The following is a 578-nucleotide window of genomic DNA, read 5'->3' on the forward strand; positions in this document are numbered from 1 at the left end:
GGGCCAGGGTTACGGCCTAGGAGAGATAGATGACTAGCACATTAAAAGACGGACTTCTTTGGATAATTGCCTTCCTAGCCTTGGATGCCTTATTTATTTTTTTAATCTACCTAATAAGTCCGGGCCTAATAAGAAATTTCATAATATTTATCCTCTTATTTACAATTTTGGCCCTTGCCTTTATTCTAAGATCAATTAAAAAGAAAAATGAAAAGAAAAAGGCCCTCCTTGAGGAATTTTTGCTAAATAATTCCTTTATGGCCAAGGATATGCTTGTGGCAGAATTCGGCCATGACTATGGACAAATCTTTGAAGACTTTCAAAGGACTATAAAGATTAAGGATAAGAGACTTGAAGAGTCTAGGGCCAAGCTTATTTCTTATAGGGATTTTATAGAAATGTGGGCCCACGAGATAAAAACTCCACTTGCCTTTGCAAATTTATTTCTTGAAAACCACAAAAATGATTTTGACAGGGAAAGCCTCGATAAACTTAGTCTTGCCAACACAAATATAGAAAATTATATCAACCAAATCCTTTACTACGCAAGAGTCGATGCCAACAAAAAAGATTACAAG

At 35.6% G+C, this 578-nt stretch carries 1 protein-coding gene; it reads left to right on the top strand.

All coding sequences use genetic code 11. The features are described 5' to 3' along the window. Nucleotides 1-29: 29 nt before the first annotated feature. Nucleotides 30-578: sensor histidine kinase (locus ACYU87_RS27635; RefSeq protein WP_461137229.1), on the top strand; the 549-nt coding region annotated here is incomplete at its 3' end.

Source organism: Spirosoma lituiforme, assembly GCF_054776635.1.